Source organism: Nostoc sp. CALU 546 (assembly GCF_048836525.1).
Genome location: NZ_JAWJTF010000369.1, coordinates 1 through 1838, shown reverse-complemented (window position 1 = coordinate 1838; position 1838 = coordinate 1). Strand labels below are relative to the sequence as shown.

The following is a 1838-nucleotide window of genomic DNA, read 5'->3' as shown; positions in this document are numbered from 1 at the left end:
TTACTTACTATCAGTAGCGGCCCTGATTGAGGGACATTTTCCGTACCATAAATCCGGCCCCGAAAGTAAGCGTGAAGCATGGGGCTGACGACTGACCATTTAAAGGCGTGGTAAAGTGCCAGACTGATAAACGGTTCGCGGTTTTTGTCCACAGAAGATAATGCAAATCAAACTGAATTTAGCATAAGCGATCGCAACGTCCAGATCAAACGCAAAAAAGCTATAGATATGAATTGCTTCACCCATTGGGGAAAACTAAATCTAGAAATCTTTGCAGCAGACTTTTTTAACGTGAGTGTCCGGGCGCTTGAGCGTTACCTACAACAAGGGCGAATCAGCGTTAAGTACGAGAAAGAGAAAACTCGCGCGATTGCCAACCTTGATTAAACCGAACCGAAGTGGAGGGACTTTTAGGGTGTAATCCAAGGGTGAAGAAGGGGGAAGTAGACGCAGATAAAATTTCTTTTTAGTGCAGAGTACGTACATACTATGCACTAAAAGAATTGCAAATACTGACCCTGGCACGATGAAACCCTTATTTTATCGTTGAGTAATGACTCGATGATTGAATCAAGACTCAACACAAAATATTCCAAAACTTGCAAAATTTTTTATGGAGGACTAATAACTCACACTTAATAGTACCACCATTCATCATTGTAGTTGCCGTTGTAGTTGTGGGAACATTCCATACAACCTCCCTTAATAGATTGCATTTCATCATTAGCTAGTTCATGGAGAAAGCTTTCAGAATTATGCAGTAAATTATCAGATATAAGAAACAGTTCATCGATTTTGCTGTTAGTCATTAAAGTAATCCTTATTGCAAATTAATTGTCATTCAAAATGGGCAGAAAGTCATTGTAATTTGCTTCTACCTTAATTAAGGGCTATTCAGCCCCGACTTTAGCAATAGCAAGTCGGGGATAGTCGCAATGTTGTTCTAATTAATTTCCCAGTTGATTAGTTATGCTAGTCAACTATGAACGAACTCTTAGTAATACCATACCCATTCGCAGTACTCTACCCAGTACCCTCCTATAATAGATTGCATTTCTTCATCAGCTATATCATTGAAAAAGCTTGCCGAATTAGAATTTTGCAATGAATTATGAGATACAAGACACATCTCATCGATTTTGATGTTAGCCATTAAATTACTCCTTAATGCAAATGAATTGTTATTCAAACAGGGCAAAAAATCAGACTCTTTTGAATCCCTTTTAACTCGGAATTTATAGTGTGCTTGACAAAGCACCGAATCACTGAGGAGCCGTGTGAATTTAACGTTTCATGCACGGTTTTATAGCCGAGTCAAGAGGGTGATTTCCTTGCTTAGGCATCCAGATAACTGAGTTACAGCCTTAACTTGTCACCAATCGTGAGTGGATGGAAAGAAGCTGCTCGGTAAACTAATTCAACCTACTAGAAAAAACTCAAGGTTGGAGTCTGCCGAGCAATTTCACCTTAGTTTCCCTCAAAGGTAAATTGAGGGATCAATCATTGAACAATTTTTATGAGGCTGCTTATAGATAAGCGTTTCAGCTTTTGCATGGCGGCTGGTGATAGTTTTGCTGACTCTGTTAGCGAATTCATGTAAACCGCAATTTCTGGTGTCAGCGACTACGACATTTCAAAGCTTTGAGGATAGCGATCGCCGCCAACAAAGTCTTTACTACCTTCCGAACCCTTCGTCCTCGTAAAGGAAGCCGGAAAGTTCAATTGGATAGCGGCGACCACTTCGGTTAGTTCCACCATTTCCACCATTTCTATTCGGTCCACCCTTTACACCCTTTCCCCCATTTCCACCATTTACACCATTTCCCTCATTTCCACCA

At 40.4% G+C, this 1838-nt stretch carries 3 protein-coding genes and 1 pseudogene; 1 reads left to right on the top strand and 3 read right to left on the bottom strand.

Annotation, left to right across the window (positions count from 1 at the left end; translation table 11 throughout):
- Positions 1 to 152, bottom strand: a pseudogene (locus RRG12_RS43760) (1-acyl-sn-glycerol-3-phosphate acyltransferase); the annotation flags it as partial.
- Between RRG12_RS43760 and RRG12_RS43755 the strand changes: the two are divergent.
- Positions 145 to 387 carry a hypothetical protein gene (locus RRG12_RS43755; RefSeq protein WP_420761183.1) on the top strand — a complete coding sequence of 81 codons (243 nt, stop codon included), beginning with the start codon at positions 145 to 147 and terminating at the stop codon, positions 385 to 387. The pseudogene RRG12_RS43760 and the gene RRG12_RS43755 overlap by 8 nt on opposite strands.
- Positions 388 to 635: 248 nt before the next feature.
- Here the strand turns inward: RRG12_RS43755 and RRG12_RS43750 are convergent, their stop codons facing one another.
- Both RRG12_RS43750 and RRG12_RS43745 read right to left on the bottom strand, forming a co-directional pair.
- Complete coding sequence (locus tag RRG12_RS43750) at positions 636 to 809, bottom strand: hypothetical protein (RefSeq protein WP_420761184.1); 174 nt, start codon at positions 807 to 809, stop codon at positions 636 to 638.
- Positions 810 to 1623: 814 nt separating this feature from the next.
- Positions 1624 to 1782, bottom strand: coding sequence for a hypothetical protein (locus RRG12_RS43745; RefSeq protein ID WP_420763334.1), 159 nt, complete (start codon positions 1780 to 1782; stop codon positions 1624 to 1626).
- Between the last annotated feature and the right edge of the window lie 56 nt (positions 1783 to 1838).

What these genes read in the sequence shown, in the direction of transcription:
- RRG12_RS43750 (WP_420761184.1), bottom strand. Translation starts at nt 809, where the DNA reads ATGACTAACAGCAAAATCGATGAACTGTTTCTTATATCTGATAATTTA.